The sequence below is a fragment of the Leisingera sp. SA32 genome, from assembly GCF_056033425.1.
Genome location: NZ_JBVYHB010000008.1, coordinates 142,798 through 169,226 on the forward strand (window position 1 = coordinate 142,798; position 26,429 = coordinate 169,226).

Below are 26,429 nucleotides of genomic sequence, written 5' to 3' on the forward strand. Positions count from 1 at the left end.
TAGATCCTGTTCCATGAAAGAGCTTTTGCGCAGCACCGATCCGACGATCATGGCCTTTGCCTCCGCCCTCCTTGAGGGAGAGGATATAGACTGCTTTCAAATGGACGTAAATATGAGCATCCTGGAAGGCGGCATCGGCATTTTTCCGCGCCGCCTGATGGTGCGCGCGGCGGATTACGACGATGCGCTGGTGGTGATGCGCGACAACGAAATCCCCCTGGGCAGATGAGCGGGTTTGCCGACACGGAGCTGAGCTGCAACGGGTTTCTGGGCGGCCGGGTGCAGCTGTGGCAGCCGCTGGCAGGCTACCGCGCGGGGGTGGACCCTGTGCTGTTGGCCGCGAGCGTTCCGGCGCGTGCGGGTGATGCGGTGCTGGAGCTGGGCTGCGGCGCGGGTCAGGCGCTGTTGTGTCTCGGCGCAAGGGTGCCGGATCTGACGTTGGCCGGGGTAGAGTTGCAACCGCCTTACGCGGAGCTCGCCCGCCGCAACGCCGCGGCCAACGGCCATCAGCTGGAGGTCTTCGAGGCGGATCTGGCGGCCTTGCCCGCGGCGTTGAAACAGCGCCAGTTCGCGCATGTCATCGCCAATCCGCCCTATTACAAACCGGGCGCCCACAGCCCGGCGCGCGACGCCGGGCGGCAGGTCGCTCTGGGCGAAGGCACGCCGCTGGCCGACTGGGTGCGCATTGCCGCGCGGCGTCTGACCTACCGCGGCCACCTCCACATGATCCAGCGCGCTGACAGGCTGCCCGACATGTTGGCCGCCTGCGCGGGGTGTCTCGGCTCGGTCGAGGTGTTGCCGCTGGCGCCGCGCCCGCAGCGCGCGGCAGAGCTGGTGATCCTGCGCGCGCGTAAGGGCGGGAAGGCGGATTTTCGTCTGCATGCGCCGCTGGTTTTGCACCAGGGGGCCCGGCATGAACGCGATGGCGATAGCTATACGGCCGAGATCCGGGCGGTTTTGCGCGAAGGTGCAGCGCTACCCTGGCCCTGAGGTTGTGTTTTTAGAAATCGCGCTCATCTATGCACTGATCGCGGTTGTTTCAACCTCTGCGCGGCCTGTGATCGTCGTTTTCAGTCGGTATTTGCGCGCGCTTGGCGTCGCATGCGCGGCACTCAGCCGATGTGAATATTTCATGACAAAAATGCTGCGGCTGCGGCGTGACAGACGCAAAAACTTATGCTCCACTCAATCTGTCCGACACATCTAGCTCAATAGAGGAGGAGTGCCATGAGCATCAGCTCGCACCTGACCGAACTTAAGAAGAAGCACGAGCATCTGAGCATGGAAGTGGAACAGGCCCAGCGATCGCCAAGTACCGACGGGCTGCAAATCGCAACAATGAAAAAACAAAAGCTCAAGCTGAAGGAAGAGATTGAGCGCCTGTCTTCCGAGACAGTCTGAGGTTCCCGCCGGGCCAACCGCCCGGCATTTTCACGTCTAGGGTCGCCCCGCTACGGCGACCCTTTTCTGTTTGCGGGGGGCAGAGCGGCGGGACGGCCAGGCAAGAAGGGCAGGTGGGCGCGGGGGTGGCATCGCCGCGTCCTACCCGGTCGCGCTGGCGCGGGCGGCAATCAGCGCCCCGGCGGTGACGAGCGCGGCCGCCAGCGCCAGCCCCCAGCTGGCCGTGGCCACACCGGCCAGCACCAGCACCAGCGTCGACAGCAAGGGCGCCGCATAGGAACTGGTCCCCAGCATTTGGATATCGCCCTGTTTTACACCGATGTCCCAGACATAAAACGCCAGCCCCACCGGCCCCAGCCCCAGCATCAGCGTCGATAGCCAGCCCAAGCCGCCGACGGGCCAGACCGTGTCCTCCAACGCGAAATGCAGCCCCCAGGAGGCCAACGCCGTGGCCAGACAGAACACTGCGACCGAGCTGGTCGGCGCCCCGCCGAGCCGCCGCGACAGCACCGAATAGCCCGACCAGGTCAGCGCGCACAGCAGGGCCAGCCCGTAGCCCGGCAGAAACTGCGCCTGAAACCCTGCGCCGCCGCCGGAAATAATCGTGGCCGCCCCCGCAAAGCCGAGCACCGCACCGATCAGATGACCCGGCTTCAGCCGCTCGCCGGGCAACAGCCCGGAGAACAGCACGATCAGCAGCGGCCAGAGATAGGCGATCAACCCGGCCTCGGCGGCGGGCGCCAATCGCAAGGCAGAGAAATACAGCGCGTGATAGCCAAACAGACCCAGCGTGCCAAAGGCATAGACTCGCAGCGGGACATGCCGCAGCTGGCCCAGCTTGCCGCTGGTGGCGGTCCAGACCAGCCCCAGCGTGCCGCCGATGGTGAAACACAGCGCGTTCAGCAGCAGCGGCGGCGTGGGGGCGGAACCCACCGTCAGCAAGGCTAGCAGCGACCACAACAGAACAGCGATAAAACCGATGGCGGTCGCGCGGGAGCGGGTCATGTCGGGGGAATGTCCTTGGCGGGAATGATCTCAAAAGCCTCTGATATGTATGCGGTCTTTTCGATCTCGGCAATAAACCAATCGCGAAAGGCGGCGATCTGGGGGCGGTTTTCGGTGCCGGTGGCGCAGAGAAAGCGGAAATGCGCGTCCGTCTCGATGGCGGTCTTGAACGGCGCCACCAGGCGGCCCGCGTGCAGGTCCGTCACGATGATCGGCCGCCGTCCCAGCGCCACGCCGACCCCGGCCAGTGCTGCATCGATGGCGTGGTCGGCCTGCGAAAACCAGGCCCCGTGGGTGGGGGTGAATTCAATCCCCTGCGAACGGAACCAGACTGGCCAGTCGCAGGGCGGATCGAGGAAGTTCAGCGACTCGTCAAACAAGAGCGGTGCTTCGATCAGGCTATCGGGGGTGGGGTAGCGCTCAGCCAGCTCCGGCGTCATCACCGGTGTCATCCAGTCCTTGCGCAGCGGCATCGCCCAGACACCGTCGTCCGGGCCATAGCCAAAGCGGATCGCCACATCCACCTCATCGCGGGCAAAATCCATTTGCCGCAGCGTGGCCGAGAACCGCAGATCGATCTCCGGGTGGCTGCGGGCAAATTCGTAGAGCCGTGGTGCCAGCCATTTCGAGGTCAGCGCCGGGCCTGCGGTCACCGTCAGCGTGGTGTTGTCCTGCAACCGCCGGGTGGCGCGCCAGGCGGCGCTCAGCCTCTCAAAACCGTCGGTGGTGCCTGGCGCCAGTGTCTTGCCCGCTTCGGTCAGCTGCACCGCGCGGTTGAGCCGGTGAAACAACGGCTCCCCCAGATGGTCCTCCAGCGATTTCACCTGAAACGACAGGGCGGCAGGGGTCACGTGCAACTCCTCTGCCGCCTTGGCAAAGGACATATGGCGGGCGGCAGCCTCAAAGGCGCGCAGGGCGGTCAGCGGGGGCAGACGATCAGACATCTTCACATAAGTAATACTTAACTGAAGCGCGGAGAAGTCTCGTTTGTCAGTTTGTCCGCAAGCGCGCATATTCAACACACGAAAAGGATGTTTATCCGACCCAAGGAGGCCCTAGATGCTTGAATACTCCGCAAATGCTGCCGTCAAATCCGCCATGACCCGTGCCCATGTGGCCCGTGGTGCGGTTCTGAAACAAGCGTTCAAATGGCTGGCAGGCAAATGCTCGGTGTCGGCTCTCCGCCCACGGGTCTCGCGCTGGGCCTGACCGCCCGCCGCCGCAGAATTTCCCGCTGAGCCTGAGCGCGCAAGGCACTTACGGGATAGAAAAGGGCCGGTCCTGCAGGACCGGCCCTTACCGTTTCAGCGGTCAGCGTGGCTCAGACAAAGAACTGTGCGCCATTGGCCGAGATGGTTGAGCCGTTGATGAAGCCCGAGTCGTCGGAGGCCAGGAACGCGACGCAGCGTGCGATTTCCTCCGGCTCGCCCAGGCGGCCGGTTGGGATCTGGCTGATGATCGACTCGCGCACCTTCTCCGGCACCGCCATCACCATTTCGGTGGCAATATAGCCAGGGCAGACGGCGTTGGCGGTGATGCCTGCGCGCGCGCCTTCCTGGGCCAGCGATTTCACGATGCCCAGATCGCCCGCCTTAGTCGCGGCATAGTTCACCTGGGCAAACTGCCCCTTCTGTCCGTTGATCGAAGAGATCACGATGACGCGGCCGAACTTGCGCTCGCGCATGCCGGGCCAGACCGGATGCACGGTGTTGAACACGCCGGTGAGGTTGGTGTCGATCACTTCTTGCCACTGTTGTGGGGTCATCTTGTGGAATGGCGCATCGCGGGTGATGCCGGCATTGGCTACCACGATGTCGATCGGGCCCAGCTCTTCCTCAACCTTGGCGATGCCGGCGGCGCTGTCCTCATAGCTGCCAACATTCCATTTGTAGGTCTTGATGCCGGTCTCGTCGGTAAAGTTCGCCGCGGCTTCGTCATTGCCGGCATAGGTTGCTGCAACTGTGCAGCCCTGCGCCTTCAGCGCCTGGGAAATTGCTGCGCCAATGCCGCGGGAGCCGCCGGTGACGAGTGCAGTTCGTGCCATTCAAGAATCCTCCTGTTGTCTTATTATCGGTAATCTTATTGTAATCTTTCGACCAGTCTAGCAACAATATTGCGCGACGCACATTCTGCGCTGCCGCATAAAATTGTCGCACCTGCGCCTTCTGCCAATGAGATAACGGTCGAATGTAAAAGAAAAAGGGCGCCCCAAAGGGACGCCCTGAATATCAGCGGATTTGCGCCACTTACGGACGCTCCACGCACATGGCCACGCCCATGCCGCCGCCGATGCACAGGGTCGCCAGACCCTTCTTGGCGCCGCGGCGTTTCATTTCAAAAAGAAGCGTGTTCAGCACCCGGCAGCCCGATGCGCCGATCGGGTGCCCGATGGCAATGGCGCCGCCGTTCACGTTGACGATGGCGGGATCCCAGCCCATGTCCTTGTTCACTGCGCAGGCCTGGGCGGCAAAGGCCTCGTTGGCCTCGACCAGGTCCAGGTCCTCCACCGACCAGCCGGCCTTCTCTAGCGCCTTGCGGGACGCATAGACCGGGCCGACACCCATGATCGACGGATCCAGACCGGCGGTGGCATAAGAGGCGATGCGGGCCAGCGGTTCGATGCCGCGGCGCTCCGCCTCATCGGCGCTCATTAGCAGGGTGGCGGCGGCACCGTCGTTCAGGCCAGAGGCATTGGCGGCGGTCACACTGCCGTCCTTGGCGAAGGCGGGGCGCAGCTTCTGCATCGCCTCCATGTTGGCACCGTGGCGGATGTATTCGTCCTGATCCACCACCGTTTCGCCCTTGCGGTGCTTGACGGTGAACGCGGCGATCTCGTCGGCGAATTTGCCGGCCTTCTGCGCCGCCTCGGCCTTGTTTTGCGAGGCCACGGCGAATTCATCCTGCATGTCGCGGGAGATCTGCCACTGCTCGGCCACGTTTTCGGCGGTCTGGCCCATGTGGTAGCCGTTGAAGGCATCCCACAGACCGTCGCGGATCATGGTGTCGATATACTTCATGTCGCCCATCTTGTGGCCCGCGCGCAGATGCGCGGCATGGGGCGACAGGGTCATGTTTTCCTGACCACCGGCAGCCACGATCGACGCGTCGCCCAGCTGGATGTGCTGGGCGCCGAGCGCCACCGCCCGCAGACCGGAGCCGCAAACCTGGTTGATGCTCCAGGCGGCGCTTTCCTTGGGCAGGCCAGCGTTGATATGCGCCTGGCGAGCCGGGTTCTGGCCCTGTGCGGCGGTCAGAACCTGGCCGAGAATGGTTTCCGACACGTCGGATTTGTCGATGCCGGCGCGGGCTACCACCGCCTCCAGCACCGCGGCGCCCAGATCATGGGCGGGGGTGTTGGCGAATGCGCCGCCAAAGGAGCCGACGGCGGTGCGCGCGGCAGATGCGATTACAACATTGGTCATTGGTCTTGATCCTCAGCCATCAATTCAAGTCTCCGGGAGGGGTTGCGCCGGGCGTTCGGGGTCGTGTGCGCAACAAACGTTCCCATCTCCTCCGGGGTCCGGCATAATCTATTGCTGCATGTGCAGCAATTGACAGGGTGTCCCACGGGCGGGCGCGGTGTCAACCGTCAGCTCAACTCAATCTGGCGGGAACTCGCGGAGAGGCCTGTCCATGCTGCGCGGCAGCATCGGCTGATAGGGGTCAGGCGGCGGCGGGCAGGGGCCGGACAGGCTGGCTGCGGCAGCGGCGGCTCAGCCGGTCTGCTGTCGGTGTTTCATGTCCTCGATCCACGACGGTGACACCGAGGGGGCGCCGAACAGGTAGCCTTGCAGGCAGTCGACGCCGTTGGCGATCAGAAATTCCGCGTCGGCCTGGGTTTCAACCGATTCCGCGACGCAGAACATGTCGAACTGCTTGGCGATGCCGACCAGCGCCCGGACCACGGCCTGGTTGTCATGGTTGGCATGGATGCCCCGCACGAACTGGCCGTCGATCTTGACCGCGTCAAAGAAGAACTGACGGAAGTGACCGATGGCGGTGGTGCTGGCGCCGAAGTTGTCGAGCGCAAAGGCGATGCCGTGCTGTTGCATCCGCCCCATGAAATCGGTGACCAGTTCCGGCGCGGCCATGGCCGAGGCTTCGCTGATTTCCAGCACCAGTCGCTCGCCCAGGGTCTCGTCACGTTTCAGGAAACGCTCCAGCACCCGGTTCCAGCGCTGATAACCGATGGAACGCGCCGACATGTTGACCGACAGGCGAATCTGGGGGAACTGTTCCAGCGCCTTCAGGCCGTGCTGCAGCGCCAAGCAGTCCAGTTCGCGGCCCAGTTCCTTGTCCTCGACCACATGCATAAATTCGCGTGCGGGAATCACCCGGCCGGTGGCGTCCAGCACCCGGATGTAACCTTCGTAGAAGGCCACGCCATGCGGTGCCAGTGCCTGCATCACCGGCTGATAGGCCAGCACCGTCTGATCGTACCTGACCGCCTCGGAGACCATGTCGAGCGTCGACTGATCGCGCCGAGCAACCGCGGCGCTGAGCGGATTGTCGGCCCCTTCGGGCAAATCGGCCCTGGCGTGTTTTTTGGTCATGCTGCTGCGGTCCCGTTTCGGCAATGATGTGACACAGTATGATGCTTGCCGCAGCTTCGGGCAAAAGGGTTGATGCGGGGTTAAAGATAGCATTTGAACAATCCGGCGTCCCGCCTGCGTCGACCCTGCCGCCCGCAGCGGATCAGACCGCGACCGCCATGTGTTGCGGCGGCGAAAGCAGCTGCATCCGCACCACCCGCTCCACGAAAGGCACCAAACCTTCCGAGCCTGAGGCGCGGTCTTTAAGGTGGATGCAGACATCGGGCCTGCGCGCGGCAATGATACCGATTAGGTCACCGCGGGTCTGGTCGTCCAGCCCGGCCCCCATGATGACGCAGGCGATGCGGGGCTCGGCCTCCAGCTGGCGCAGCACCTCGGCCTTGTCATGCGCGCCCAGCCAGTGGATCGGCAAGTGGTCCAGTTGGCTGGCCACATCGCCGATCACATGTGGCAGTTTGCCGATCAGTAAGACGACTGGTTTCATATCGTGTTCTCCCATCGCGGCCGCCGACGGGCGGCTCCTGTGAGAGTCAGATAGTGCGGTTCCCCGTTCCGTCAGGGGCCGGGGCTGTTCAGCCGTCGACCATCGCCCTGATGATCGCCTTGGCGCTGTCGGAATTCCACTCGGCATCGCCCAAAAGCCGCGCGACCTCCTGTCCATCGCGGTCCAGCAGCACGGTGATGGGCAGGCCAATCACCGCCATCTCGCGCGCCAGCGCCTGTTTGGGATCCTGATGGCGGGGCAGGTTGTCAATGCCGGTTTCATCAAAGAACTTCTGGATGCCAGCCGGGGAATTGCGCCCGGTGGCAATGGTCAGAACCTCAAAATCCTCGCCGCCGAATTCGGCCTGCAATTCGGCCAGTTGCGGCATTTCCTTGCGGCAGGGGGCGCACCAGGTGGCCCAGAAGTTCAGCAGCACCACCTTGCCGCGATAGTCCTCCAGGCTGGCCATGCCCGCCTCATCGGCCAGGTGAAAGGCAGTGGCGGACACCGGTTTCGGGGCCGCGTGCACCACCAGTTTCTTCATCGAGCCGTCGCGCAGGCTCTCCAGCTGGGCCGTGTCCGCGGCAAAGGCCGCATTTGCACCCAAGGTCAGGGCCATATAAAGGGAAAGCTGACGAAACAGACGCATATTATCTCCGGGGTTCCACACCATGACAGATCAATCCTCGAACCAGATGTGGGGCGGCCGCTTTGCCGCTGGCCCGGACGCGATCATGGAGGCGATCAACGCCTCGATCGGGTTCGACAAACGGATGGCAGCACAGGACATTGCCGGCTCAAGAGCCCACGCGGCGATGTTGGCCGCAACAGGCGTTATTACGGATAATGATGCCGAGGCGATTTCGGAAGGGCTGCTCACCGTTTTGTCAGAGATCGAGGGCGGCACGTTTCAGTTCTCGACCGCGCTGGAAGACATTCACATGAACGTCGAGGCCCGCCTGAAAGAGATCATCGGCGAGCCTGCGGGCCGTTTGCACACCGGCCGCAGCCGCAATGACCAGGTGGCGACCGATTTCAAACTCTGGGTGCGTGACCAGCTGGACGCGGCGGAATCGGGCCTCCTGGCGCTGATCCGCGCGCTTCTGTCGCAGGCTGAGACCGGGGCCGATTGGGTGATGCCGGGCTTTACCCATCTGCAAACCGCGCAGCCGGTGACCTGGGGCCACCATATGATGGCCTATGTGGAGATGTTCGGCCGCGACCTGAGCCGCGTGCGCGATGCCCGCGTCCGGATGAACGAATCACCCCTCGGCTCGGCGGCATTGGCTGGCACCTCCTTCCCGATCGACCGGGAGATGACCGCAAGCGCGCTGGGCTTTGACCGGCCGACCGCCAACTCGCTCGATGCGGTGTCTGACCGCGACTTCGCGCTGGAGTTCCTCTCGGTGGCGTCGATCTGCGCCATGCACCTCAGCCGCTTTGCCGAAGAGCTGGTGATCTGGTCCTCGGCGCAGTTCCGGTTTGTCACCCTTTCGGACCGTTTCTCCACCGGCTCCTCGATCATGCCGCAGAAGAAGAACCCGGACGCCGCCGAGCTGATCCGCGCCAAGGTGGGCCGGATCTTCGGCGCCAACACCGCGCTGATGATGGTGATGAAGGGGCTGCCCTTGGCCTATTCCAAGGACATGCAGGAAGACAAGGAACAGGTGTTTGACGCGGCCGACAACTGGATGCTGGCGCTGGCGGCGATGGAAGGCATGGTCAAGGACATGAGCGCCAACCGCGAGGCGCTGGCGGCGGCGGCGGGCTCCGGCTTCTCCACCGCCACCGATCTCGCCGACTGGCTTGTGCGGGTGCTGAAGGTGCCGTTCCGCGACGCCCACCATGTCACCGGTACGCTGGTTGCCATGGCGGAAAGCCGCGGTTGCGATTTGCCGGATCTGAGCCTGGAAGATATGCAGGGCGTACACGAAGGCATCACCGAAGACATTTTCAACGTGCTGGGGGTCGAGAATTCGGTCAATTCGCGCATGTCTTATGGCGGCACCGCTCCGGCACAGGTGCGCGCGCAGGTGGCCCGCTGGAAAGAGATGCTGGACGGCTGAGGCCGGACCATGGCGCGCTGCAAGGAGGCAGACATGCTTAACAGGATTATAGCGGTGCTGGGAGTGGCGGTGCTGTCCGCCTGCGGCGTTGATGGCGAACCTGTGCAGCCGACCCTGAATGCCGGCGTTGGTGTGTCCAGCAGCGGTGTGCATGTGGGCGGCGCGGTCGGTCTCGGCAAGGGGCCGTTGTGGGTGACACTGGGGTTCTAAGCGCGACGCCGCGCGGGGGCACGCACTTGACCCGGGACGCAGGACGCCCCACGTCAACAACCGTCCGGGTCAGGCATCCGGGCGGTTTGCATGTTGGAGCATTTGCGATGAGACTTGCCCTGCTGGCGTTGGTGATCGCCGGATCGACCGGTCTGGCAGGCTGTGACACCGGCGCGCCTGACCCGCAGGCTACGCGGCCGCAGGACTTGGCGCCGAAACCGTCCGGCGGCGTGTCGGTCTCGGGCTATGCACGGGTGGGCGTGTCGCACAGTTTTTGATCTGGGCTTCGAAGGGGTGCCACCGGCGCAAAACCGCAACCGGCGCGCGCGTGGGCACTGCTGCGCCGTGAGTACTCTCGGAAAGATGAAAACGCGGCGTGCCGCACCACGCGGGTCCTCTTGGCCAGCGCATCTGCCTGGGGGCAGTGACTTCGGCGGACAGGCGGTCGGCAGCGGCGTGTGGGGGCGGGAAATCAATTGATCCATCTGCCCCTTTTGCCCTAAACGCGGGATCATGGATCATTTTCTCTACCGCGACGGCGCGCTTTTCGCCGAAGACGTTCCCATCTCCGAGATCGCCGCGGCGGTGGGCACCCCGTTCTATGTCTATTCCACTGCCACGCTGTTGCGGCACTTCCGCCTCTTCGACGAGGCGCTGGAGGGCACCGATCATCTGGTGTGCTACGCGATGAAGGCGGCCAGCAACCAGGCGATCCTCAAGACGCTGGCCCAGGCGGGCGCGGGCATGGATGTGGTGAGCCAGGGCGAATACCTGCGCGCCAAGGCGGCAGGCGTGCCGGGTGACAGAATCGTGTTTTCCGGTGTGGGCAAGACGGCAGAGGAAATCCGGGTGGCGCTGTGCGGTGGCCTTCGCCAGTTCAACGTCGAGTCTGAGCCGGAGATGGAGGTGATCAGCGCCGTGGCGCATGAGCTGGATGTTGTCGCCCCGATCACCATCCGGGTCAACCCGGATGTGGACGCCAAGACCCACGCCAAGATCGCCACCGGCAAATCCGAGAACAAGTTCGGCATCCCGATCGCCCGTGCCCGGGAGGTCTATGCCCGCGCCGCCGCCCTGCCGGGGCTGGACGTGGTCGGCATCGACGTTCACATCGGCTCGCAGCTGACCGAGCTGGAGCCGTTCCGGCTGGCCTATCAGAAGGTGGCGGAGCTGACTGAAGCTCTGCGCGCCGACGGCCACGACATCCGCCGCCTGGATCTGGGCGGGGGGCTCGGCATCCCTTACGAGCGCTCCAACACCGCGCCGCCCCTGCCGGTGGAATACGGCCAGATGGTCAAGGAGACGCTGGGGCACCTTGGCTGCGAGCTGGAGATCGAGCCGGGGCGGCTGATCGCCGGCAACGCGGGGCTGCTGGTCTCCAAGGTGATCTATGTGAAATCCGGCGAGGGGCGCGATTTTCTGATCATCGACGGCGCCATGAACGACCTGATCCGCCCGGCGATGTATGAAGCCTACCACGACATCGTGCCGGTGCAGGAGGCAGAGGCAGGTATCGATCCGCAGCCCTATGACATTGTCGGCCCGGTCTGTGAAAGCGGTGACACCTTTGCCAAGCAGCGCAACATGCCGCCGCTGGCCGCGGGCGATCTGATCGCCTTTCGCAGCGCCGGTGCCTATGGTGCGGTGATGGCAAGTGAGTACAACTCGCGGCCGCTGATCCCGGAGGTGCTGGTACATGGGGATCAATTCGCAGTTATTCGCGCACGTCCCACCTTTGACGAAATGATAAACCGCGATACCATCCCCGCGTGGCTCTGATCCGGCTCCGACGCAATGCGGCGGGGGCGAACGCTTTCTGGCGCGACCCCGCGCGGGCCACAGGAGGATGAGGCCCGCATGCCGCTTGACCGTGATGGCGACCCGACCCGCAACCATTTGGCCCAACCGGAGCTGAGCCATCTGCGTTGGCCTGTGCGGCTGACGCAGGCGGGGATGGCGGCGGAACGCGCGCTGCGCGCTTTCTGGCCGCTGGCGTCGGTGCTGATGGCGGTGCTGGCAGCGCTGATGCTGGGGCTGCACGAATGGCTGGCCACGGAACTGACCTGGGCGGTGGCCGGGCTGGCGCTGGCGGGCGCTGTGGCCTGCCTTGTCTGGGGCAGCTGGCGGTTTCGCTGGCCGCGCCGCGCCGCGGCGCTGGCACGGCTGGACGAAACCCTGCCGGGGCGGCCAGTCTCGGCGCTGCTGGACCGGCAGGCAAGCGGCGTGAAGGACGCGGCCTCGGCAGCCCTGTGGCAGGCGCACCAGCGGCGCATGGCCGAAGCCAGCCGCGGCGCCCGGCCCGCCAAGCCCGATCTGAACATCGCGGCTGCCGACCCGTATGCGTTGCGCTACATGGCGACGTTGATGCTGGCGGTGGCGTTGCTGTTCGGCTCGCTGTGGCAGGTCGCCACGGTGCGGGATCTGGGCGCGGGCGGCGCCGCCGGGCTGACTGGCCCCACATGGGAGGGCTGGGCCGAACCACCTGCCTACACCCGGCTGCCGGTGCTGTATCTGAATGATCAGGATGCGGGTGTGCTGCCGCTACCGCGAGGCAGCCGCATCACCCTGCGATTCTATGGCGAGACGGGGGCGCTGACCCTGGCTGAGGATGTCTCGGGCCAGGGCCGTGAAGACCAGCCGCCCGCCAGCGCCGAAGCCAGCGCCCCGGCGTTTGAGGTTAGCCGCAGCGGAGCCGTGGAAATCGTGGGCAGCGGCGGGCGCAGCTGGCGGGTGGAGATAATCCCGGATCAACCGCCAAAGATCGCCGTTACAGGTCAGCCGCAACTGGCCGAGGATGGCGTCACCACGCTGGCCTTTGCGGCGCAGGATGATTACGGCGTGGCGGCGGGCCAGGTGCGGGTCACGCTGGATCTGGCCGCGGTGGAGCGGACCCATGGGCTGGCCGCCCACCCCGACCCGCGCGAGGCGCTGATGCTGGACCTGCCGCTGCCGATCACTGGCTCACGGCAGGACTTTACGGAGCAGTTGGTTGAGGATTTTGCCCAACACCCTTGGGCCAACCTGCCGGTTGTGTTCACGTTTTCGGCAGTGGATGCAGCCGGTCAATCCACCGCGGCGGCGGGCTTTGGCACCCGGCTGGTGACCCGGCGTTTCTTTGATCCGCTGGCGGCGGCGGTGGCCGAGCAGCGCCGCGATCTTTTGTGGGCGCGTGCCAATGCGGTGCGGGTGGCACAGGTTCTGCGCACCTTGTCGCACCGCCCCGCGGGATTGTTCCGCGATTATGGCGACTATCTGCGGCTGCGCACCATTCTGCGACGGCTGGAGAGCCACACCCACGCGGGCAGCATTGGAGAGACGCAGCAGGCCGAGATTGCCGCGGCCCTGTGGGATCTGGCGATTCAGCTGGAGGAGGGTGACGTCGGCGATGCGCTGGAGCGGATGCGCCGCGCCCAGGAGCAGCTGAGCCAGGCGATGCGCGATGGTGCCAGCGATCAAGAGATCGCCCGCCTGATGCAAGAGCTGCGCGAAGCGACCCAGGATTATCTGCGCCAGCTGAGCCGTCAGGCCGAGGCCGGGGGCGAGAGCGGCGATCCCGGAGGCGATCCCGAGGACATGATGACCCTCAGCCAGCAGGATCTTCAGGCGATGATGGACCGTATCCAGGAGCTGATGGAGCAGGGCCGCATGGCGGAAGCCGAGCAGGCGCTGCGTGAATTCCAGCAGATGATGGAAAACATGCGCATGACCCAGTCGCAGCAGGGCCAGGGCGGCGGCCACGAGGGGCGCGAGGCGATGGAGGGGCTGGGAGAAACCCTGCGTGAGCAGCAGGGGCTGTCGGATCAGGCTTTCCGCGATCTGCAGGAGCAGTTCGACCCGGGTGCGCGCAGTGGTGAAAGCGAGGGCAATGAGGGCCGCGACGGCGGTCTGGGCCGCGGTCAGCAGCACCAGGGTGGTCAGGGCGGTGAGAGCGGCCGCGAAGGCCAGGGTGGCGACGGCAGCGACAGCCGCGGCGCCGAGGGCGAGGGCGGATCGCTGGCGGATCGCCAGCAGGCGCTGCGCCAGCAGTTGCAGCGTCAGCGCGAAGGGCTGCCCTATCTGGGTGGCGAGGCCGGAGAGGCCACGCGCGAGGCGCTGGACCGGGCGGGGCGCGCCATGGACGGCGCCGAACAGGCGCTGCGTGGCGGTGACCGGGCTGAGGCGATCGACCGTCAGTCGGAGGCGATGGAAGCCCTGCGTGAAGGCATGCGCAGCATGGGCGAAGCGCTGGCGGAACAGCAGCAACCGGGGCAACCCAACGGTCAGGGCCAGCCGTCCACCACGGCCGAGGGCGGGCCGCTGGACCCCCTTGGGCGCAGCAATGGCGGCATCGACGATGGCGGTGAGGTGGGCGAAGGCCAGGCCTATCGCCGGGCATGGGATCTGCTGGAGGACATTCGCCGCCGGGCCGGTGAGCGCGAGCGCAGCGAGCGCGAACGCGGCTACCTGCAACGGCTGCTGGACAGGTTTTGACTGCCGCGGCGCTGGGTGCAGGTCTCCCTTTTGCGCGCAGCGGCGAAGGGGCGGATCCCTGCCTGCGCAGGTACGAGAACAGGGAGACGGTATGACCCGGAGATGCTGGCAGCGATCCGCGTGTGGCGGCGCAGCAGGTTACGGGGTGGTCGCACCTTGTACCTGCGCGTCCAGCCACAGGCGCGCCTGATCCACCCAACCGACATAGCTATTCAGCGCCGACTCCATCGGCGGTAGCGTATTGGCGATCAGCGGCGCCTTGTCATAGACCAGCAGCAACAGCAGCCCGGTGACCACGGAAAAGGTGAAGCCGCGGGCAAAACTGTTGCGCCGCCGCGCCGGGGGCGTTGTCGTGTCCGGTTGCGCCGTCGCCGCCGCCCCGCCCGCACCGGAGGCGCGCAGGGTGGAATTGATTTCCTCAATGTCGGGCAACAGCTCGCGGCGCTTGCCGGTTTCTGCGGCGGCGGCCAGTCTGGGGTCCTCGCCACGCAGACGCGCCATGCGGTCGCGGGCTTCGCGGCCGCGCTGGCTGGCGTCGACTTGTGTGGTGGCGTCCGTGTCGTCGGTCGAGAGATCGGTTGCCTGCGGCGGGCGGCGTGGCTCTTGGAGGCCAAGATCGGGCTGTGTCTCTATGCTTTGACTTTCTTGCGCCCGCAAGGCGGCTTCGCGTTCGGCCTCCTCGCGCAGGATTTCGGTCAGTGCCGGATCGAGACCGCGGCTGCGCTGCGGCGTGGCGCTTGCCTGCACCTTATCCTCGGTCACGTCTGCGCGATCGTCCTCTGCCGCATCGGGTTCAAGGTCGGGGGCGTGCTTCGTCGCAGGCAGGTCGTCCGCTTGTGTGTTTGTTTCCGCATCTGCCCCGGCAGCAGGCGCGACAGTGTCGGATGGCAGGTCGGTCTCAGTAGGGCTGGATTCTGGCGTCGCACTGGGGGCAGGTGCCGGTGATGCAGCCGTAGCCGGCTCCGCCGGAACCGCGCCTGTGTCGGGCGCTGCGTCAGGACCAAGGTGGGCCCCCGTGCTGCTGTCCGTGCCGGCATCGGTTTCGGCGCCGGTATCGCCGTCAGATGCAGCTGTCCCAGCGGCGGCCTGAAACCAGGTTTGGCCGCAGTTCGAACATTGTACATCGCGTCCTTCGGCCGGGATCACGTCCTCGGGCACTTCGTACTGGGCTGCACAGTTCGGGCAGGTCAGGCGCATCATGCTCTCCTCGGCACCATCCCGCCATCGGCTGCGGCGGGCAGGGGCGGCGGGTTGTTTTTCAAGGGATTATATGTTGCCCGGCGCGCCGGTGAAAGGGTCAATCACGGCCCGTGGCCCGGCCTCCGCGGCGCGGCGACATCCGCGCAACAGAGCCCCCATTGAAACTGCCTGCCCCTTGGGGCAAAACAGCCGGGTCCCGATGCCGGGGCGCAACCAGGGGGCAGCCGTGATCGAGCTGGAGAACGTAGGCTACAACTACGGTGGCGGAGAGCTGCTGAATGCCGTGTCGGTGCAGCTGGCGCCGGGGTCGTTCCATTTCCTCACCGGCCCGTCCGGTGCGGGCAAGACCACGCTGCTGAAGCTGTGCTATGGCGCGCTGACGCCGACCGCGGGGCGGGTGCGCGCCTTCAACATGGACGTGCAGGGGCTGGACCGCGATCAGATGGCCTACTTGCGGCGCCGGGTTGGCGTGGTGCACCAGGATTGCCGGTTTCTCGACCATCTGCCGGTGATCGAGAACATCGCCCTGCCGCTGCTGGTTTCGGGCCGCGAGCTGGGCCATGAGGAGGCCAACCTGCAGGAGCTGCTGAACTGGGTGGGCCTGAGCGCGCGCGCCCATGCGTTGCCGCCGGAGCTGTCGGGCGGCGAACGCCAGCGGGCGGCGCTGGCGCGGTCGGTGATCCTGTCACCGGATGTCATCATTGCGGATGAACCCACCGGCAATGTCGACTGGGAGATGTCGCAGCGGCTGTTGCAGCTGCTGGTGGAGCTGAACCGGATGGGCAAGACCATCCTGGTTGCCACCCACGATCTGTCGCTGATCCGCGCAGCCAAGAACCAGGTGCAGGCGCGGGTGCTGCGGATCTCCAACCGGCAGTTGCAGCTGGCGGGGGCGGACCTATGACCGATGGAAAACTGCACAAACTGGTGCTGGGCGATGCCCAGGCCAACCGGGTGGTGCCACCCACCGGCTTTACCGCCCAGCTGACCCTGTTTGTGGCCGGTGCGATGGCGTTTCTGGCGGTGTTTGCGCTGGCGCTGTCGATGGCGGCAGGACGACTGGCGGATCAGTGGGCGTCGGAATTGGCGCGCGCCGCAACCCTGCGCATCAATGCCCCGGCAGAGCAGCGCGTGGCGCAGACCGACGCCGCCCTGGAGATCCTGCGACAGACTCCAGGCGTTGCCACCGCGCGCGCCCTGTCGGGCGAGGAACAGGCGGCGCTGCTGGCGCCTTGGTTCGGCGCAACCCTGCCAGCGGGTACCTTGCCGCTGCCTCAGCTGATCGAGGTAACGGCAGATGAGACCGGATATGACGCCACCGGGCTGCGCTTGCGGCTTCAGGCGGAGGTGCCGGGCGCGGTTCTGGACGACCACACCCGCTGGCGCGAACCGCTGGTGGATGCGGCGCAGGCGCTGCGGCGACTGGCTTGGGTGTCGATCCTGCTGATTGCCGGCGCCACGGCGGCAATGATTACCCTGGCGGCCAATGCCGCATTGGCGGCCAATGCGCAGGTGATCGAGGTGCTTCGGTTGGTCGGCGCGCTTGACAGTTATATCGCGCAGGCCTTTATCCGCCGTTTTACCCTGCGCGCGCTCAGCGGGGCGGCGGTGGGGGTGCTGTTGGGCATGGCCGGAGTCTGGCTGATGCCCGAAGCTTCGGATGAGGGCGGCTTTCTCACTGGGCTGGGCTTTCAGGGCTGGGGCTGGCTGGTGCCGCTGGTGATCCCGCCGCTGGGGGCGCTGGTGGCCTTTGCCGCCACCACCCGTGCGGCCACCAAACGATTGGGGGAACTTACGTGAAATTTGCGATCCAATGGCTGCGCTCGGCGGTCTTTACGGTGCAGATGTATCTGATGATGCTGGTGATGGGCATCCTGTTTGCACCCTGGGCTGTGCTGTCGCCCAAGGGCGCGCGGATGGCCTGCAAGACCTATGCCCGCTGGTCGCTGTGGACCGCTTCCTGGATGGTTGGCATCCGCTCCGAGGTGCGCGGGACGGTGCCGCAGGGCGAGGTGATCGTCGCCGCCAAGCACCAGAGTTTCCTGGATATCCTGATTATCTTCAACGCGCTGCCGTCGGCCCGGTTCATCATGAAGCGCGAGCTGATGTGGACACCCGTGATCGGCGTCTATGCCAAGCGTCTGGGCTGCGTGCCGGTGAACCGCGGAAAACGCGGCGCGGCCATCACCAAGATGGTGCGCGATGTCGCGGCCGAAAACCGCGAGCCGGGGCAGCTGGTGATCTACCCGCAAGGCACCCGCGTCGCCCCGGGGGCGCAGAAGCCCTACAAGATCGGCACCGGGGTGCTGTATGAGGGGCTGGCACAGCCCTGCGTCCCAGCGGCGACCAACGTGGGCGTGCTGTGGCCGCGCACCGGGATCTACCGCAAGCCCGGGCTGGCGGTGGTGGAGTTCCTGGAGCCGATCCCGCCGGGGACGGAACGGGCAGAGTTCATGGCGGCGCTGGAACAGCGGGTGGAACAGCGTTCCGACGCTTTGATGGCAGAAGCGGGGTTTGAGGGAACGCATGAACTTTCTCAGCAGCATTGACGAGCTGGAGGCGCTTTACGGGACACCGGGAGCGCCTTCTTTACGGAAGGTGGCACGGCAGATGACGCCGCTGTACCGGCGCTGGATCATGGCGTCGAAGCTGTGCGTACTGGCGACCGTTGGCCCCGATGGCACGGACGGCAGCCCGCGCGGTGATGACGGCCCGGTGGTTGTGGAGCTGGACCCCTGCACCCTGGCGCTGCCTGACTGGCGTGGCAACAACCGGCTGGATTCCTTGCGCAATATTGTGCGGGACGGGCGGGTGTCGCTGATGTTCCTGGTGCCTGGATCGAACAACGTGGTGCGGGTCAATGGCATGGCGCGCCTTACCGCGGATGCGGATCTGCGGACGCGGTTTGAAAAACACGGCAAGCAGCCCGCCACAGTGATCGTGATCAAGATCGGCGAAATCTACAGCCAATGCGCCCGTGCGTTGATGCGCGCAGGGACATGGAACGGCGTGGACGAAAGTGCCGATCTGCCCACGATGGGGGACATCCTGGCCGAGCAGACCTCAGGTGAAGAAGGCGGTGCGGCGTATGACGCCGGTTGGGATGCCCGCGCGGCCAAGACAATGTGGTAGGCGCGCTTCCGGCAGGTGCGCTAAGAACACCGGAGGCGTCTGCGCCCGAAAAAGTAAAGGGCAGCTGTTTCCAGCTGCCCAATTTAGTTTTTGCGGACGTGGTCTCGGATCAGCTGTGGATCGGGCCGTCGCCGCAGGCGAGCGCCGCTTCGCGCACGGCTTCGGAATAGGTCGGATGCGCATGGCAGGTCAGCGCCACGTCCTCGGCCGAGGCACCGAATTCCATCGCGACACACAGCTCGTGGATCAAGTCGCCAGCAGCCGGGCCGATGATCGCAGCGCCGAGGATGCGGTCGGTTTCGGCGTCGGTGATGATCTTGACGAAACCGCCCTCGGCCTGGCCGACGGCCTTGGCGCGGGCGTTGCCCATGAACATGAACTTGCCAACCTTGACCTTCTTGCCCTCGGCCTTCAGCGCGTCCTCGGTCTGGCCGACGGTGGCCACCTCGGGCGTGGTGTAGACAACGCCGGGAATGACGCCGTAGTTCACATGGCCGTGCTTGCCCGCGATGACCTCGGCCACCGCCATGCCCTCATCCTCGGCCTTGTGGGCCAGCATCGGGCCTTCGATCACGTCGCCGATGGCATAGACGCCCTTGACGCTGGTGGCCCAGTGATCATCCGTGGCGATCTGGCCGCGTTCGGTCATCTTGACCCCCAGCGCGTCCAGCCCCAGCCCCTCGGAGTAGGGCTTGCGGCCCGTGGCAACCAGCACCACATCGGCGTCCAACGTCACCTCGTCGCCGCCCTTCTTGGGCTGGTACTTGACCTTGGCCTTGGTCTTGGAGGTTTCTACCGATTGCACGGCAGCGCCCATGATGAAGTTCAGCCCCTGCTTTTCCAGGATCCGCTTGAAGCTGCGCTGCACGTCCTTGTCCATGCCGGGGCAGACCGCGTCCATGTATTCGACCACGGTGACCTCGGAGCCGAGGCGGGCGTAGACAGAACCCAGCTCCAACCCGATCACGCCGGCGCCGATCACGGCCAGTTTCTTCGGGATCTTCGGCAGTTCCAGCGCGCCGGTGGAGGAGACCACGACCTTCTCGTCAATCTCGACGCCGGGAATGGAGGCGGGCACCGAGCCGGAGGCGATCACGATGTTCTTGGCCTCATGCACGTCGTCGCCGACCTTGACCTTGCCGGCCTCGGGGATTGCGGCCCAGCCCTTGATCCAGTCGATTTTGTTCTTCTTCATCAGGAACTCGACACCGCCCGTGTTCTGGCCGATGACCTCGTCCTTGTAGGCCTTCATCTGGTCCCAGTCGACCGAGGGGGATTTGCCCTTGAGGCCCATATGGGCGAAGTTGTGCTCGGCCTCGTGCAGCAGGTGGGTCGAGTGCAACAGCGCCTTGGAGGGGATGCAGCCCACGTTCAGGCAGGTGCCGCCGAGGGTTTCGCGGCCTTCCACGATGGCGGTTTTCAGGCCCAGCTGGGCGCAGCGGATGGCGCAGACATAGCCGCCGGGGCCAGCGCCGATTACGATCACGTCATAGGATGCCATGTGTCATGTGCTCCTTTAGGGTTGAGCGGGGAGGGGGCGCTGCCCCCGGCCCTTGCGGACCTTCCCCGGAGTGTATGTGCGAAGGTGAAGGGTCATAAGAGACAGGCGGCCAGCATGGCCGCGGTGGCGAGGTATCCGGTGGCCCAGATCAGGCTGCGCCAGGGTGTCCAGCCAAAGGCATAGGCCGGGACATACAGCACGCGTGCGCCGAGGTAGAGATAGGCGCAGGCGGCGGTGAGGGCTGAGGATTTCTGCGCCAGCGTGACCACGACGCAGGCGATGGTGAAGAGGATCAGCCCTTCGAAATGGTTGTTCATCGCCCGCCAAAGCCGCGCGGTGCGGCGGGAGACCTGGTCCTGAAGGTCGCCGCCCAGCCGGTCGCGGTCGCGGGGACCGAGGGTCTGGCCCGGCTTTAGCTCCAGATTGGCCGGAACCGCCATGAGGGCGATCTGGAAGACCTGCAGGAGCGCGGCGAGGGTGAGGGCGGTGAGTTCGGGGGTCATTTGAATGCAATAGTCGCTGCCGGTTTCAAATCGCGGGCGCTAATTCCAACGCCGGTTGCGGCTGATCTGGCGCAAAGCCTGCTGAGTAAATCCATTGGCAGATTTCCTTGTCCCGCCCGGCATAGCCGGGCAGCGCCCGACCCTCCCCGCAGGAGGGCGCTTTCGCACCCACCCAGGGTCGGGCGCTGCCCTCTGTTGGTTACAGATCCATCAGCAGGCGTCGCGGGTCTTCCAGCGCTTCCTTGACGCGCACCAGGAAGGTCACGGCGCCCTTGCCGTCGACGATGCGGTGGTCGTAGCTCAGCGCCAGATACATCATCGGGCGGATCACCACTTCGCCGTTGATCGCCATCGGGCGGTCCTGGATCTTGTGCATACCCAGAATACCCGACTGCGGCGGGTTCAGGATTGGCGAGGACATCAGCGAGCCGTAGACACCGCCATTGGAGATGGTGAAGGTGCCGCCCTGCATTTCCGCCATCGACAGCTTCCCGTCGCGGGCGCGCTTGCCCTTCTCGGCAATTGCCTTTTCGATCTCGGCAAAGGACATGGAGTCCGCGTCACGGATCACCGGAACAACCAGACCGGTCGGGGTACCGGCAGCAACGCCCATGTGCACGAAGTTCTTGTAGACGATGTCGGTGCCGTCGATCTCGGCGTTCACTTCCGGCACTTCCTTCAGCGCGTGGCAGCAGGCCTTGGTGAAGAAGGACATGAAGCCGAGGCGCACGCCGTGCTTCTTCTCGAACTGGTCCTTGTACTGCTTGCGCAGGGCCATCACCTCGGTCATGTCCACCTCATTGTAGGTGGTCAGCATGGCGGCGGTGTTCTGGCTGTCCTTCAGGCGCTTGGCGATGGTTTGGCGCAGGCGGGTCATCTTAACCCGTTCCTCGCGCGCGGCGTCATCGGCGCTGACCGGACCGCGCACCTGCGCCGGTGCCGAAGCAGGCGCGGCAGCAGGTGCCGATTTGGCAGCGGCCACGGCGGCGGCGACGTCTTCCTTCATGATGCGGCCATCGCGGCCCGAGCCGGTGACCTGATCCGCGCTGAGACCAGCCTCGGCCATCGCCTTTTCGGCAGAAGGCGCGTTGGCGACGTCCTTCGCGGGGCCACCCTGGCCGGCGGGCGGCTGGGCGTACTGAGCGCCGCCCTTGGTTTCTGCTTCGGTGGGGACCGGGGTGATGGCACCGGACGCGCCGCCAGAGATCACGCCCAGCTTGGCCGAGGCCGCCACGGTTTCACCTTCGCCTGCGGTGATTTCAGCCAGCACGCCGGCCGCCGGGGCGGGCACCTCAACGGAGACCTTGTCCGTTTCCAGCTCGCACAGCATTTCGTCCTGAGAGACGGTGTCGCCGACCTTCTTGAACCAAGTAGAGACGGTGGCCTCGGAGACTGACTCGCCCAGGGCCGGCACGATGATGTCGGTGCTGCCTTCTCCACCGCCCGAGGTCTCCGCGGTTTCAGCAGTTGCCGGGGCGTTGGCCTTGGGCTTGACGGTTTCCGGGCCTGCGGCGCTTTCCTCGGCGATATTGGCCAGCAGCGCGTCGACGCCGACGGTGTCGCCTTCGGAGGCGACGATATCGGCCAGGGTGCCGGAGGCGGGGGAGGGCACCTCGACGGTGACCTTGTCGGTTTCCAGCTCGCAGAGCATTTCATCAGCGCTGACGCTGTCGCCGGGTTTCTTAAACCAGGTGGCCACGGTGGCCTCGGTCACGGATTCACCCAGGGTGGGTACGCGGACTTCGGTGGTCATGTCTGTGTCTTCCTCAGATGCTCAGCGCTTCGTTCACGAGGGCTGCTTGTTGGGCTTTGTGTTCGCTGGCCAGGCCGGTCGCGGGCGAGGCCGAGGTGGCGCGGCCGACATAAACGGGCCGCGTGTGCTTGGCGCCGATGCGGGTCAGCACCCATTCGATGTTGGGTTCGATGAAGGTCCAGGCCCCCTGGTTCTTGGGCTCTTCCTGGCACCAGATCATCTCCGCCCCCTTGAAGCGTTCCAGCTCCTTCACCATCGAGATGGCGGGGAAGGGATAGAACTGTTCGATCCGCATCAGGTAGATGTCGTCGATGCCGCGGGCGTCGCGCTCTTCCAGCAGGTCGTAGTAGACCTTGCCCGAGCACATGACGACGCGCTTGATCTTGTCATCGGCCACCAGTTCGGTGTCGGAGTTGCCTTTCTGCGCATCGTCCCACAGCACCCGGTGGAAGCTGGACCCGGTGGTGAAATCCTCGGCGTTGGAGACCGCCAGCTTGTGGCGCAGCAGGGATTTCGGGGTCATCAGCACCAGCGGCTTGCGGAAGGTGCGGTGCAACTGGCGGCGCAGGATGTGGAAGTAGTTCGCCGGCGTGGTGCAGTTGGCGACGATCCAGTTGTCCTGGCCACACATTTGCAGGAAGCGTTCCAGACGCGCGGAGGAGTGCTCCGGCCCCTGACCCTCGAAGCCGTGCGGCAGCAGGCAGACCAGGCCGGACATGCGCAGCCATTTCGACTCACCCGAGGAGACGAACTGGTCGAACATGATCTGGGCACCGTTGGCGAAGTCGCCGAACTGGGCTTCCCACAGGGTCAGCGCGTTGGGTTCCGCCAGCGAATAGCCGTACTCAAAACCCAGCACCGCGTATTCCGACAGGGCGGAGTCGATCACCTCGTATTGCGACTGGCCCGCACGGATGTTGTTGAGCGGGTAGTAGCGTTCCTCGGTCTCCTGGTTGACGATGCCGGAATGGCGTTGCGAGAAGGTGCCGCGGGTGGCGTCCTGGCCGGACAGCCGCACCGGGTAGCCCTCAAGCAGCAGCGAGCCAAAGGCCAGTGCCTCGCCGGTGGCCCAGTCAAAGCCGGTGCCGGTTTCAAACATTTTGCCGCGCGCGCTCAGGAACCGACCGACGGTCTTGTGCATCGGGAAGCCCTCGGGCACGCCGCTGAGCGCCTTGCCGATTTCCGCCATCGTGTCGGGTTCGATCGCGGTGCGGCCGCGCTGATAATCGGCGTCCTGCTTGTCCAGATGCGACCAGCGACCATCCAGCCAGTCGGCCTTGTTGGGCTTGTAGTCCTTGCCAGCCTCGAACTCTTCGTTCAGCTGCGCTTGGAAGGCGGCCTTCATGTCCTCGATCTCGCCCTCGGGGATCAGCCCGTCGCGCACCAGTCGATCAGTATAGAGGCTGAGCGTGGTCTTGTGGCCCTTGATCTTCTTGTACATGAGCGGGTTGGTGAACATCGGCTCATCGCCTTCGTTGTGACCAAACCGGCGGTAGCAGAAGATGTCCAGCACCACGTCCTTGTGGAATTTCTGGCGGAACTCGGTGGCCACGCGGGCGGCATGAACCACGGCCTCCGGGTCGTCGCCGTTCACGTGGAAGATCGGTGCCTCGACCACCAGCGCGTTGTCGGTGGGGTAAGGCGAGGAGCGTGAGAAATGCGGCGCGGTGGTGAAACCGATCTGGTTGTTCACCACGATATGCATGGTGCCGCCGGCCTTATGGCCGCGCAGACCCGACAGGGCAAAACATTCCGCAACCACGCCCTGGCCCGCAAAGGCCGCATCACCGTGCAGCAGGATCGGCAGCACCTGGGTGCGGTCGACGTCGCCCAGCTGGTCCTGTTTGGCGCGGACCTTGCCCAGAACCACCGGGTTCACTGCCTCAAGGTGCGAGGGGTTGGCGGTGAGGCTGAGGTGCACCTTGTTGCCGTCGAACTCGCGGTCGGAGGAGGCGCCGAGGTGGTATTTCACGTCGCCGGAGCCATCCACGTCCTCGGGCTTGAAACTGCCGCCCTGGAATTCGTTGAAGATGGCGCGGTAGGGCTTCTGCATCACGTTGGCCAGCACCGACAGGCGGCCGCGGTGCGGCATGCCGATGACGATGTCCTTCACGCCAAGCGCGCCGCCGCGCTTGATGATCTGCTCCATCGCCGGGATCAGGCTTTCACCGCCGTCGAGACCAAAGCGCTTGGTGCCGGTGTATTTGACGTGCAGGAACTTCTCGAAGCCCTCGGCCTCGACCATCTTGTTCAGGATCGCCTTGCGGCCCTCGCGGGTGAAGCGGATTTCCTTGTCGTAGCCTTCGATCCGTTCCTTCAGCCAGGCGGACTGCTCGGGATCGGAGATATGCATGTATTGCAGCGCAAAGGTGCCACAATATGTGCGTTTCACGATGTCGACGATCTGGCGCATGGTGGCAACCTGAAGCCCCAGCACGTTGTCGATGAAGATCGGCCGGTCCATGTCGGCATCGGTGAAACCGTAGGTTTTCGGATCCAGCTCCGGGTGGCGGGCGGCGGCCCGCATGCCCAGCGGATCCAGATCGGCGGCCAGATGGCCACGGATCCGGTAGGCGCGGATCAGCATCAGGGCACGGATCGAATCCAGCACCGCGCGCTGCACCTGGTCGTCGGTCAGCTCGACGCCGGTCTTGGCGGCCTTTTCCTTGATTTTCTCGCCCGCGCTTTTGGCCTCTTCCGGGGCCGGCCATTCGCCTGTCAGCGCGCCGGTCAGATCGTCCTGCGGCGCAGGCGGCCAGTCGCCGCGCGCCCAGGAGGGGCCGGTGGCCTCTGCCTTCACGTCAAGGTCGGCATCGCCCATCTGGCGAAAGAACTCAGCCCAAGCGGCATCCACCGCGTTCGGGTCATTGGCGTATTGGGCGTAAAGCTGCTCCAGATACTCCGCATTGTGCCCCTGCATGAAGGAGGAGGCGTGGAACTGGTCGTTGGGGCTTTGGTCGGTCATTTAAGTGCCTCGTGCGGGTTGGGACCGTAAATCAGAAAAGGCCGGGGCCAGGGCCGGGGCAGGGTGGCCTGCACAGGTTTCAATCAAGTGAAGTGCGGTATGGATCGCACAGCAGATGCGGCCCGATGGGCCGCATCAACAGCAGTATCCGGCGTTCGGCGGGGCAGTCGCCGAGCCGCAGTCGACGGCAGCGCCGCAGGCCGCATAAGCAGCGCCCGCCATAAAGACGGGCGCTGGATCTGGCCATGGTGCGCTGCCGCGGACATCTTACTTGCCGATCGCTTTCAGAACGGCTTCGCCCAGACCTGCCGGGCTGTCGGCGACGACGATACCTGCGGATTTCATCGCTTCGATCTTGTCCTCGGCACCACCTTTGCCGCCGGCGACAATCGCGCCCGCGTGGCCCATGCGGCGGCCCGGAGGGGCGGTGCGCCCGGCGATGAAGCCTGCGGTCGGCTTCCAGCGGCCTTTCTTCTTCTGCTCGGCGAGGAAGGCTGCGGCCTCTTCTTCGGCGGAGCCACCGATTTCACCGATCATGATGATGGATTCGGTTTCCGGATCATCCAGGAACATGTCCAGCACGTCGATGTGCTCGGTGCCCTTGATCGGGTCGCCGCCGATGCCCACGGCAGTGGACTGGCCCAGACCGATGTCGGCGGTCTGCTTCACCGCTTCATAGGTCAGGGTGCCGGAGCGGGACACAACGCCGACGGAGCCACGCTTGTGGATGTGGCCGGGCATGATGCCGATTTTGCAGGCGTCGGGCGTGATGACGCCGGGGCAGTTCGGGCCGATCAGAAGGGATTTGCTGCCTTCCAGCGCGCGCTTCACCTTCATCATGTCCAGAACCGGGATGCCTTCGGTGATGCAGACGATCAGCTCCATTTCGGCGTCGATCGCCTCAAGGATGGAATCGGCGGCGAACGGCGGCGGCACATAGATCACGGAGGCATTCGCCTCGGTCACGTGCTTGGCTTCATGCACGGAGTTGAAAACCGGCAGGTTCAGGTGGGTCTGGCCACCTTTGCCGGGGGTGACGCCGCCGACCATCTTGGTGCCGTAGGCGATGGCCTGTTCGGAGTGGAAAGTGCCCTGCGAGCCGGTGAAGCCCTGACAGATGACCTTGGTGTTTTCGTCGATGAGGACTGCCATTTGGCGTTCTCCTGTTTTAGGCAGGCGAAACCTG

At 65.2% G+C, this 26,429-nt stretch carries 26 protein-coding genes; 13 read left to right on the forward strand and 13 right to left on the reverse strand.

Features of this window, described 5'->3' with window-relative positions; translation table 11 throughout:
• Positions 1 to 13: 13 nt before the first annotated feature.
• The 3 genes from AC0IPL_RS13360 to AC0IPL_RS13370 all read left to right on the forward strand — a co-directional run bounded on the left by AC0IPL_RS13360 (position 14) and on the right by AC0IPL_RS13370 (position 1,401).
• Positions 14 to 229: a putative signal transducing protein gene (locus AC0IPL_RS13360; RefSeq protein ID WP_474275010.1), complete on the forward strand. Its 216-nt coding sequence runs from the start codon at positions 14 to 16 to the stop codon at positions 227 to 229.
• Entirely contained in the window at positions 226 to 990 is a 765-nt protein-coding gene (locus tag AC0IPL_RS13365) for a tRNA1(Val) (adenine(37)-N6)-methyltransferase (RefSeq protein ID WP_474275011.1), read from the forward strand. Before AC0IPL_RS13360 ends, AC0IPL_RS13365 begins: the two co-directional genes overlap by 4 nt.
• Positions 991 to 1,227: 237 nt before the next feature.
• A complete protein-coding gene (locus AC0IPL_RS13370) occupies positions 1,228 to 1,401 on the forward strand; it encodes a YdcH family protein (protein WP_474275012.1) in 174 nt (57 codons plus the stop codon).
• A gap of 141 nt (positions 1,402 to 1,542) precedes the next feature.
• Here the strand turns inward: AC0IPL_RS13370 and yddG are convergent, their stop codons facing one another.
• Both yddG and AC0IPL_RS13380 read right to left on the reverse strand, forming a co-directional pair.
• On the reverse strand, positions 1,543 to 2,406 hold the full coding sequence (yddG, locus tag AC0IPL_RS13375; RefSeq protein ID WP_474275013.1) for an aromatic amino acid exporter YddG: 864 nt from the start codon (positions 2,404 to 2,406) through the stop codon (positions 1,543 to 1,545).
• Positions 2,403 to 3,350, reverse strand: coding sequence for a transcriptional regulator GcvA (locus AC0IPL_RS13380; RefSeq protein WP_474275014.1), 948 nt, complete (start codon positions 3,348 to 3,350; stop codon positions 2,403 to 2,405). The genes yddG and AC0IPL_RS13380 overlap by 4 nt, the downstream gene beginning before the upstream one ends.
• Before the next feature lie 115 nt (positions 3,351 to 3,465).
• Here AC0IPL_RS13380 and AC0IPL_RS13385 point away from each other — a divergent pair, with 115 nt between their 5' ends.
• Positions 3,466 to 3,615 (forward strand): hypothetical protein, encoded by a 150-nt coding sequence (locus tag AC0IPL_RS13385; RefSeq protein ID WP_474275015.1) that lies wholly within the window; start codon positions 3,466 to 3,468, stop codon positions 3,613 to 3,615.
• A gap of 112 nt (positions 3,616 to 3,727) precedes the next feature.
• On the opposite strand, the gene phbB is transcribed toward AC0IPL_RS13385, so the two are convergent.
• From phbB to AC0IPL_RS13410, 5 genes are all read right to left on the reverse strand, one after another.
• Positions 3,728 to 4,450, reverse strand: a complete 723-nt coding sequence (gene phbB, locus AC0IPL_RS13390) for an acetoacetyl-CoA reductase (protein ID WP_474275016.1) — start codon at positions 4,448 to 4,450, stop codon at positions 3,728 to 3,730.
• Positions 4,451 to 4,652: 202 nt separating this feature from the next.
• Positions 4,653 to 5,828: an acetyl-CoA C-acetyltransferase gene (locus AC0IPL_RS13395; protein ID WP_474275017.1), complete on the reverse strand. Its 1,176-nt coding sequence runs from the start codon at positions 5,826 to 5,828 to the stop codon at positions 4,653 to 4,655.
• Between the two features lie 291 nt (positions 5,829 to 6,119).
• Positions 6,120 to 6,959 (reverse strand): EAL domain-containing protein, encoded by an 840-nt coding sequence (locus tag AC0IPL_RS13400; RefSeq protein WP_474275018.1) that lies wholly within the window; start codon positions 6,957 to 6,959, stop codon positions 6,120 to 6,122.
• 142 nt (positions 6,960 to 7,101) lie between these two features.
• Complete coding sequence (locus AC0IPL_RS13405) at positions 7,102 to 7,443, reverse strand: hypothetical protein (RefSeq protein WP_474275019.1); 342 nt, start codon at positions 7,441 to 7,443, stop codon at positions 7,102 to 7,104.
• Between the two features lie 88 nt (positions 7,444 to 7,531).
• The gene (locus AC0IPL_RS13410) at positions 7,532 to 8,092 is read right to left on the reverse strand and encodes a TlpA disulfide reductase family protein (RefSeq protein WP_474275020.1); all 561 of its coding nucleotides are present in this window, start codon (positions 8,090 to 8,092) and stop codon (positions 7,532 to 7,534) included.
• Positions 8,093 to 8,114: 22 nt separating this feature from the next.
• Between AC0IPL_RS13410 and argH the strand changes: the two genes are divergently transcribed.
• From argH to AC0IPL_RS13435, 5 genes are all read left to right on the forward strand, one after another.
• Positions 8,115 to 9,509, forward strand: a complete 1,395-nt coding sequence (argH, locus tag AC0IPL_RS13415; RefSeq protein ID WP_474275021.1) for an argininosuccinate lyase — start codon at positions 8,115 to 8,117, stop codon at positions 9,507 to 9,509.
• A gap of 33 nt (positions 9,510 to 9,542) precedes the next feature.
• On the forward strand, positions 9,543 to 9,719 hold the full coding sequence (locus tag AC0IPL_RS13420) for a hypothetical protein (RefSeq protein WP_474275022.1): 177 nt from the start codon (positions 9,543 to 9,545) through the stop codon (positions 9,717 to 9,719).
• Positions 9,720 to 9,826: 107 nt separating this feature from the next.
• Positions 9,827 to 9,997, forward strand: coding sequence for a hypothetical protein (locus tag AC0IPL_RS13425; protein WP_474275023.1), 171 nt, complete (start codon positions 9,827 to 9,829; stop codon positions 9,995 to 9,997).
• Positions 9,998 to 10,232: 235 nt separating this feature from the next.
• The gene (gene lysA, locus AC0IPL_RS13430) at positions 10,233 to 11,498 is read left to right on the forward strand and encodes a diaminopimelate decarboxylase (RefSeq protein WP_474275024.1); all 1,266 of its coding nucleotides are present in this window, start codon (positions 10,233 to 10,235) and stop codon (positions 11,496 to 11,498) included.
• 78 nt (positions 11,499 to 11,576) lie between these two features.
• Positions 11,577 to 14,189: a TIGR02302 family protein gene (locus AC0IPL_RS13435; RefSeq protein ID WP_474275025.1), complete on the forward strand. Its 2,613-nt coding sequence runs from the start codon at positions 11,577 to 11,579 to the stop codon at positions 14,187 to 14,189.
• A gap of 138 nt (positions 14,190 to 14,327) precedes the next feature.
• Here the strand turns inward: AC0IPL_RS13435 and AC0IPL_RS13440 are convergent, their stop codons facing one another.
• Positions 14,328 to 15,386, reverse strand: coding sequence for a zinc-ribbon domain-containing protein (locus tag AC0IPL_RS13440; RefSeq protein WP_474275026.1), 1,059 nt, complete (start codon positions 15,384 to 15,386; stop codon positions 14,328 to 14,330).
• 229 nt (positions 15,387 to 15,615) lie between these two features.
• On the opposite strand from AC0IPL_RS13440, the gene AC0IPL_RS13445 reads away from it, so the two are divergent.
• The 4 genes from AC0IPL_RS13445 to AC0IPL_RS13460 are packed head-to-tail and all read left to right on the forward strand — an operon-like array spanning position 15,616 to position 18,521.
• Entirely contained in the window at positions 15,616 to 16,293 is a 678-nt protein-coding gene (locus AC0IPL_RS13445; RefSeq protein ID WP_474275057.1) for a cell division ATP-binding protein FtsE, read from the forward strand.
• A complete protein-coding gene (locus tag AC0IPL_RS13450; protein WP_474275027.1) occupies positions 16,290 to 17,189 on the forward strand; it encodes a cell division protein FtsX in 900 nt (299 codons plus the stop codon). Before AC0IPL_RS13445 ends, AC0IPL_RS13450 begins: the two co-directional genes overlap by 4 nt.
• Complete coding sequence (locus tag AC0IPL_RS13455; protein WP_474275028.1) at positions 17,186 to 17,938, forward strand: lysophospholipid acyltransferase family protein; 753 nt, start codon at positions 17,186 to 17,188, stop codon at positions 17,936 to 17,938. Before AC0IPL_RS13450 ends, AC0IPL_RS13455 begins: the two co-directional genes overlap by 4 nt.
• Positions 17,916 to 18,521, forward strand: a complete 606-nt coding sequence (locus AC0IPL_RS13460) for a pyridoxamine 5'-phosphate oxidase family protein (protein WP_474275029.1) — start codon at positions 17,916 to 17,918, stop codon at positions 18,519 to 18,521. The genes AC0IPL_RS13455 and AC0IPL_RS13460 overlap by 23 nt, the downstream gene beginning before the upstream one ends.
• A gap of 109 nt (positions 18,522 to 18,630) precedes the next feature.
• On the opposite strand, the gene lpdA is transcribed toward AC0IPL_RS13460, so the two are convergent.
• From lpdA to sucD, 5 genes are all read right to left on the reverse strand, one after another.
• Positions 18,631 to 20,022 (reverse strand): dihydrolipoyl dehydrogenase, encoded by a 1,392-nt coding sequence (gene lpdA, locus AC0IPL_RS13465; protein WP_474275030.1) that lies wholly within the window; start codon positions 20,020 to 20,022, stop codon positions 18,631 to 18,633.
• A 92-nt stretch (positions 20,023 to 20,114) separates the two neighbouring features.
• Positions 20,115 to 20,525: an MAPEG family protein gene (locus AC0IPL_RS13470; RefSeq protein ID WP_474275031.1), complete on the reverse strand. Its 411-nt coding sequence runs from the start codon at positions 20,523 to 20,525 to the stop codon at positions 20,115 to 20,117.
• A gap of 199 nt (positions 20,526 to 20,724) precedes the next feature.
• Positions 20,725 to 22,278 (reverse strand): 2-oxoglutarate dehydrogenase complex dihydrolipoyllysine-residue succinyltransferase, encoded by a 1,554-nt coding sequence (odhB, locus tag AC0IPL_RS13475; protein ID WP_474275032.1) that lies wholly within the window; start codon positions 22,276 to 22,278, stop codon positions 20,725 to 20,727.
• Between the two features lie 13 nt (positions 22,279 to 22,291).
• Complete coding sequence (locus tag AC0IPL_RS13480; RefSeq protein WP_474275033.1) at positions 22,292 to 25,243, reverse strand: 2-oxoglutarate dehydrogenase E1 component; 2,952 nt, start codon at positions 25,241 to 25,243, stop codon at positions 22,292 to 22,294.
• A 267-nt stretch (positions 25,244 to 25,510) separates the two neighbouring features.
• Positions 25,511 to 26,395 carry a succinate--CoA ligase subunit alpha gene (sucD, locus tag AC0IPL_RS13485; protein ID WP_474275034.1) on the reverse strand — a complete coding sequence of 295 codons (885 nt, stop codon included), beginning with the start codon at positions 26,393 to 26,395 and terminating at the stop codon, positions 25,511 to 25,513.
• Positions 26,396 to 26,429: the final 34 nt, after the last annotated feature.